Annotated in this window: 4 protein-coding genes; 1 reads left to right on the top strand and 3 read right to left on the bottom strand. The window is 58.3% G+C overall.

Features of this window, described 5'->3' with window-relative positions; all coding sequences use genetic code 11:
- Positions 1-100 precede the first annotated feature (100 nt).
- The gene (locus HKN37_11615) at positions 101-1,237 is read left to right on the top strand and encodes a PKD domain-containing protein (GenBank protein ID NNE47294.1); all 1,137 of its coding nucleotides are present in this window, start codon (positions 101-103) and stop codon (positions 1,235-1,237) included.
- A gap of 9 nt (positions 1,238-1,246) precedes the next feature.
- Here HKN37_11615 and HKN37_11620 read toward each other — a convergent pair whose 3' ends face one another.
- The 3 genes from HKN37_11620 to HKN37_11630 form a co-directional block, all read right to left on the bottom strand.
- The gene (locus HKN37_11620; protein ID NNE47295.1) at positions 1,247-2,206 is read right to left on the bottom strand and encodes a threonylcarbamoyl-AMP synthase; all 960 of its coding nucleotides are present in this window, start codon (positions 2,204-2,206) and stop codon (positions 1,247-1,249) included.
- Between the two features lie 73 nt (positions 2,207-2,279).
- Positions 2,280-5,321: an efflux RND transporter permease subunit gene (locus HKN37_11625; GenBank protein NNE47296.1), complete on the bottom strand. Its 3,042-nt coding sequence runs from the start codon at positions 5,319-5,321 to the stop codon at positions 2,280-2,282.
- Positions 5,322-5,342: 21 nt separating this feature from the next.
- The coding region (locus HKN37_11630) for an efflux RND transporter permease subunit (GenBank protein ID NNE47297.1) at positions 5,343-7,393 on the bottom strand (2,051 nt) is incomplete at its 5' end.

Genomic DNA, 7,393 nt, shown 5'->3' on the forward strand with positions numbered 1-7,393 from the left:
GGACGAGAGATATCGGAATCTTGATGATCCGCTTATCGCGTCGGCGCCATCGACTGAAGGGCGGATCAGGATGGTCGAGATCTACGGGTCAAGGACGCCAATGGCTGACGAACCGGTAAATTACCGAGTCAGATTGCACCACGGTGCGACGTGGCCGGTAAACTATATGTGGGACATGGGCGATGGGACGCGTCTGATCGGCAACAACGTGCTACAGCGTTATCGTGAGCCAGGATCTTACACAGTCAGCGTCGTCGCAAGGAACCGTCTCAGCGCGGACACGCTGACGACGCAGGTTCTGGTGTTGTCGCGTAACGGAGAACGCATCGACCGGACTGATTCCACGCCGCGGCGAGTCGACAACCAGCCGGATGTTATCGCTCCAGTTCATCGAGCGCGTTACTCGCCCGACGAGTTGCGGAGCACTGCGGCGGTGTCGTCGTCGACAGGTGGCTATGGCTGGGTGGTAGGGACCTATCTTGATCGGCCATCTGCAGAGCAACTGATGCGTCAGTTCAAGATCAAAGGCTTGAGAACAGGCATCGTCACGGACTCACGGGCAAATGCCAGCACGGCATACCGCGTCGTAGTCGGGCAGTTCTCTTCGACGGGTTCTGCGCTTGCTGCGAAGCGGGAAGTACAGCGCTTGATTGCCTCGCCGATATCAATCATTGATATCGCGAATCCGTCGATTGCGGTGGGCGCCAGGCCGATACCGCCGACTCCAAGGCCGCAGCCCGCTCCGCCGGTCATTGCACCCGCAACGGATACGGCACAGGTGACCCCGACCACGGTGGAGCCCGCACCAAGTCGACCGATAGCACCCGACATCGCCGCAATACCTGCGCACGACGAACCCTCTGCTGAACTTCCACCGACACGGGAGATCGAGGCGCCTGAGGCCACCGATCTGAATCCTGACGTCACCGGTCCCCAGGTGAAGTCGGTCAAAGTCTACCTCCGCGATGAGCGACTTCTCATGTTTCTCGATGGGATCTCGGATCGTAACTCGCCCATCAAGCGGGTCGAGTATCGCGTTCTGGCCGAAGACGGTGCGAGGCTGTCCAACTGGTCCGAAGTATCGCTGATCCCACCGGGTCGGTCCGCGTATGGACTGCAGATGCATCGCGTCCCAGTGCCGGCCGGACTCATAACAGCAGGGGGGACCCTTGAGCTTCGTGCGGTCAATCAGGCGGGCGGCTTTACGACTATGTCGGAAACGATCGGGAACGAGTAGACAATCGTCTCAGCCCTTTCGCGACGCCGGTTCTCCCGCTCTGACGATTCGATCCAGCAGGGCGGCACCAATGCCCGACGCCGGTGGGCGCTGGCAGTAGATACGCCGAACACCCTTTCGATCGCATTCGCGAAAGAAGTGGAACAGCTCGTGCGCGTAGTGATCTACGTCGCGGCAGATCATGACGATCTCAAAGCCCGCTTCGGCTAGCGGCCTCGAGACTCCAATGTAGGCGCTTGATTCCGCTGGAACCGGTGCGTCAGGATCGTACAATCGTACCCGCGCTTCGGGCGCATAATGCCGATGCCGGAGCCCGGGACTTCGTTCTGTGCGGCCGCCGGACGTGGAAGACGGCTGGACCCCGGGTACAATCGTTCGAAGCATGTCCAGACCGATGGCTCCCTCCCGGAGAATCATCGGGGTGGATCCGGTGCAGTCAACGACTGTTGACTCGAGGCCGACAGCAGAACGGTCGCCCTTAAGAATGCAGGGCACCAGGCCGTCGAGATCCTCCCTAACGGACTCCCATGTCGTCGGGCTCGGTGCTCCGGACCGGTTGGCGGACGGTGCTGCGACGGGTCGACCGCACGCACTGAGAAACTCATGGGCTACCGGATGGGCCGGCACGCGAACGCCGACCGTCGTCAGACCGGCCGTGACCTCCATCGGTATTATCGAGGCCTTCTCAAGCACGAGCGTCAAGGGTCCCGGAACGAAGGCGCTTACCAGTAACCCGGCGGCCCGCGAAATCTCACGGACGACCGATTGAATGTCATCTGCGTTCGCCAGGTGAACGATCATGGGGTTGTCGGTGGGCCGCCCCTTGACCTCGAATATCCGCTTCACAGCGGTCACGTCAAGGGCGTCTGCTCCAAGACCGTAAACTGTCTCAGTCGGAAATGCCGCAAGCTCGCCACGACGAATGAAGGCCGCGGCCTCCTCGCATGACGAGGTGAGGGTTGTGCGCACGCGAGAATTGGGCACTGATGGCGAGGATAACGGTTGGGCGAAATCTAGCCCTGCAAGAGTGAGGGGCCAAATCCTACCGATCGGCTCTTGCGTACGCCACAACCCGTCGACTCCAGGCGCGTACGTCGTCGAGCATCACATAGATCGACGGCAGTATGATGAGCGTGACTACCGTCGAGAACGTCAAGCCGCCAACAATGGCACGCGCCATCGGAAAGTACGGAGGACCGTCCCCGCCAATCTGCTTGGTACCGATACAGAGTGGGATCAATCCGAGCACAGTTGTCGCCGCCGTCATGATAATGGGCCGCATTCTGTCGCGACCCGCCTGGACGATCGCCTCCGATCGCGGCATGCCTTCCGAACGCAGGAAGTTGATGTGATCGATAAGTACAATCCCATTATTCACGACAACGCCGACAAGGACCAGTATGCCGATCCATGCCATGATGCTGAACGTAGTGTTCGTGATTAGGAAGAACCAGTAGACGCCGATGATCGAAAAGACAATTGACGACCAGATTGCGGCCGGATGAATCAGGGATTCGAAAAGCGCCGCCATCACGAGATAGATCAGCGCAAGCGCCAGCAGTAAGTTCATCAGCATGATGGCCTGCGAGTCCTCTTCGTCACGAAATGACCGTCCCAGATCCCACGTATATCCGGCGGGCATCTCGTACCTCTCGAGGGCCTCGCGTATTCTGGGAGTCGCCTCGTTTGACGTAATTCCGTTCAGTCCGGCCGTAACGCCAATCATGGTTTTACGATTCTCTCGATGGATCCCACGCGGCCCCCGCGACATACTGAAGTCAGCAAGCGATGCCAGACTTACCTGCTGACCCTGGTCACCACCAAGCGTAAGATTGCGCAGATTGTCCACGGCCTGACGATCGACATCCTGGTACTTAATGCGCATCTCAATCTCACCGTCCGGAGTGCGAAAACGGCGCAAGTTGCGACCGCGCATTGCCGAGGAAATCGTGATAGCGACATCCTCGCTCGAGTATCCGTACTGTTGTGCACGATCCCGGTCAACAACCACGTGCACTTCCCGCTCTCCCAGCGACGCCTCGCTGCGCACATCAACGAGGCCATCAATCCGAGAAAGAACGGTCTCGATGTCTTCCGACAAGTCCGCTAGCAACTCGCTCGACTCGCCGCTCAGCGTTACCCGCACGGACTCAGCGCCGCCCGTACTTCGCCAGGAGTACGAGGGCGAGCCAATCGAGATCTTTGGAAGATTCTCCTTGATCAGCTCCTTTATTTCGGATGCGTCCTTCTTCGCCTCGTCCGGATCGTTCAAGATCAGAGTCGAGACGGCCCGATTCGGGGTATAGTAGGAGTAGACCGACTCGATCTCGAACTCGTCCCTGTTTTCGAAGAGATAGGCCTCGATCTTGTCAACCGCTTGCTCAACACGCTCAAGCGTATACGTATCGTTGATATGATAGATGAGGCGAATCTCGTCCGCGTCTTCCTGATCGGGGAAGAAGTCAGACTTGACGAACTTTATCGGTATGGCGGCGGTGACGAGCACGAGGAGAATGATGCCTGTTGATCCCCAGCGGTGGCCGATCATCCACGACAGCATTCGCGCATATCGATCGATCGCCCGGTCAATGATGTTCGAACCGGCATGCTTTGGTGGCTTCAGGCGGGCCGTCAGTAGAGGTACGACCGTCAGCGAGATCAACAGCGACACTACGAGTGCGACGCAAATCGCCACAGACACATGCTTCAAATAGATCGTGACCTCGTCGGCCTGGCTCACGATCATGGGCAGGAAGACTATGGCCGTAGTCAGTGTTCCCGCGGTTACGGCGAGCGCAACCTCCTTGACGCCGCGCAACGCCGAGAGCCTCGAGTCACCTTCGGTGTCTATGTGCTGATGGCGATGGATGCTCTCGGTGACGACGACGGCGTTATCGACCAGCATCCCAACCGCCAGCATGAGCCCCATCATCGTAAGGATGTTCAGGGAGAAGCCGAGGAAATACAGGAACCCGATAGTGACCACGATCGATATGGGCACCGCCATGGCCACGATCATCGTCGTGCTCATTCGGCGCAAGAAGAAGAAAAGGATCACGAAGGCGAATAGGCCGCCGAGTATTCCCGCATTCAACAGGTCCTCGAGCGATGACGTTATACCCTCCGCAGCGTTGTTCATGAAGTACAGGTTGATGCCCTGCATCTCGGGATCTTCCTGAAGGTCATCGAACTCGGCGGTTATCCGGCGCACGACCTCGACGGTATTCGCACCGTTCTCCTTGAACACGCTTAGGCCGATCGCAAAGTTGCCGTCGAGATGTCGACCCTCACGCAACTCGGGATCGTCGTGTACAACCTTAGCTATGTCTCCAAGTCGGAGACCTGTTCGCGAAATTGGAAGGCTCTCAAGTTGATTGAGATCCGAGATCTCGCCGACGGGCCGAACCAGATAGCGCCTGGAACCGTCGGTGATCTTTCCGGCCGTCACCGAAAAATTTGCACCCTGGAGCGTGCTCATCAGTTCGACAAGACTGACCTGGTGAGCCGAAACCCGGTCGGATTCGAGCTCAATCCGCACCTCCCGTGGCCACACGCCGTAGAGTTCGACTTTCGAGACACCGTCGACCCGCTCAACCGGCAGAACCAGCTTTCGCTTCAGCAGATCGTACGCACCGGACAGGTCTCGCTGTGACGAGATCCTCATCTGGAGAATCGGCATGTCGGTGCTGGAGAACTGACCGACGAAGAACCGTTGGAAATCAGGTGGAAGTAAATGTCGAATGCCATCAAGCTTCTCCTGAACCTCGATCGCTTTGATATCCGTGTCGACGCCCCAGTCAAACTCCAGATGCACGTTCGCTCCGTTCTCACGGGAGTCGGAGCGCATCCTCTTGATATCTGCGACAGTCGCAATGACCTCTTCCGCCGGACGGGTGATTTCTCGCTCGATCTCATCCGGTGTGGAGCCCTGGTACGGCAGATTGATCCACAGCATGGGAGCGTCGAACTCCGGAAACAACTCCAGCGGAATGAGACGCGACGAGATCCCGCCAATTGCGACCAGACACACGAACGCCATCATGGTCGTAACCGGGCGACGCATTGACAGGTCGGAAAGTGTCATATCGATTGTTCGGCTATCTGGTCACGCAGGATCTACTGCCATCTTCGCATCTGGCTTTCGATCGAGGATCGAATACATAACAGGGATAACAATCAAGGTCAGCAATGTCGAGATGACTAACCCCCCAATCACTGTGATGCCCATGGGTGCGCGTATCTCTGCACCCTCGCCGAAACCCATGGCCAATGGGAGGAGGCCGAGTGTGGTTGTCAAGGTGGTCATCAGAATCGGACGTAGTCGGAGTCGTGCCGCCTCACGAATCGCCTCCATCTTGGGTTGTCCGTTCGCCCGCAGCTGGTTGATCAGATCGACGAGCACAATCGCGTTGTTCACGACGATACCCGCCAGCAAGATCAGGCCTATGAAAACGACGACACTCAGCGTCGAGCCCGTTATCCACAGCGCAACAATAGCCCCGATTGCTGCGAGAGGAATCGAGAAGAAGATGACGAACGGATGGATGAGCGATTCAAACTGGGATGCCATGACCAGGTAGACCAGAAACACAGCCAGGGAGAGCGCGAATAGAAGCGACCGGAAACTGCTGGCCATCTCTTCACTTTGACCGGCGAGCCGGACCGATATTCCGTCGGGGAGGACGAGTTCGTCGACCACCGACTGGATGATCGTCGTCGCCGCCCCAAGATCGCCATACCGGAGATTTGCGGTGACGATGGCAACCCGCTGCTGGCTTACCCTTCGCACTTCGCTGGGTCCAATGTCGACGACGATGTCGGCTACGGACTCAAGCGTCACGGGACGCGCGCTCTCCGGATTGATAATCAGCTGGCGTAGATCGTCGATCGATCCCCGGTCTTCCTCCCGCGCCCTGACGAGGATGTCAATCTTGCGATCTCTCCAGGAGTATCTAGTAGCGACCTCGCCCCGAACCTGGTTGACAACGCGGTTCGCGACGTCATGGACCGCCAGCCCAAGGGTAGCGGCACGATCGCGGTCAAACAGGATCTTGACCTCCGGATGTCCCTGCTCCGTCGTGCTCTTGACATCGGCAAAACGATCCAGGCTGGACAATCGCTGCGATATCGCCTGCGACACAAGCCTCAATTCGTCGAGATTGTAGCCGGATACCTCGACTTCGATGGGAGTCTTGAAGGTGAACAGGGTCGGTCGACCGAACTTGTACTGAATCGCCGGTATTCGCTCAAGCTCGGTTCGGAGGCTTGCAAATGCGGCGGCTTCGGCGACCTCATCCGTTGACGAAGCCATCTCGACATGGAGTTCGCCCCAGTTTTCGCCGCCCTCATCAGGATTCGCATCCATGCGGTTGCCGGTGCCAACTGACGCGAAAGTCGAGTTAATCGCATCAACACCAATCGCCGAACGCTGAATCTGTGCCATTATTGCATCCGTCTGCTCGAGTGGCGTCCCGGGCGGCAAGCGCATTTCGATCAGGAACTCTCCCTGAGATAGCGGCGGAATGAACTCGACGCCAAGTCGCGGTACAATCAACAGTGACGCGGCAAACAGCGCGAAAGCAGATACGAGGACAACGCCACGCCTCCGGAGCGACCAGTCCAGTACCGAAGGATATGCGTCCGCCGCACGATCGTAGGCCCAGTTAAACGAGCCGGTGAGAGGCATAAGAATGACACGGAAGCCCACCGCGATCCACTTTGAGGCTCGAACAATGATCCTGGCGACGAATGATGGCACGGTGTTGAACAAGAACAACCGAATCGCTCGGAGCCAGCGGCCAACCCGGGTACGGGGCGTCCGCAGTACTGGAGCCTGCACGTCTTCGTCCTTACGCCCGCCACCGAATGAGGCCAGCATCGGAATCAACGTTATCGCTACGAGGAGGGAGGCTAGCAGAGAGAAGGTGACTGTCAGTGCCTGGTCCTTGAAAAGCTGTCCGGCAATTCCCTTGACAAACACGAGTGGTGCAAACACGGCAACAGTGGTCAGCGTGGATGCGATCACAGCCATCGTCACCTCACTGGCACCTCGCTTTGCGGCTTCGAGCCGAGTGGCCCCGAGCTCGCGGTGCCGGGCGATGTTCTCCAGGACTACAATCGAATTGTCCACGAGCAACCCGATGCCCAGTGCGAGCC

The organism is Rhodothermales bacterium (assembly GCA_013002345.1).
GTDB lineage: Bacteria > Bacteroidota > Rhodothermia > Rhodothermales > JABDKH01 > JABDKH01.

Excerpts from the sequence above, each read along its gene's own strand:
- HKN37_11615 (NNE47294.1), top strand. The coding sequence starts at position 101 with ATGGCTGACGAACCGGTAAATTACCGAGTCAGATTGCACCACGGTGCG.
- HKN37_11625 (NNE47296.1), bottom strand. The coding sequence starts at position 5,321 with ATGACACTTTCCGACCTGTCAATGCGTCGCCCGGTTACGACCATGATG.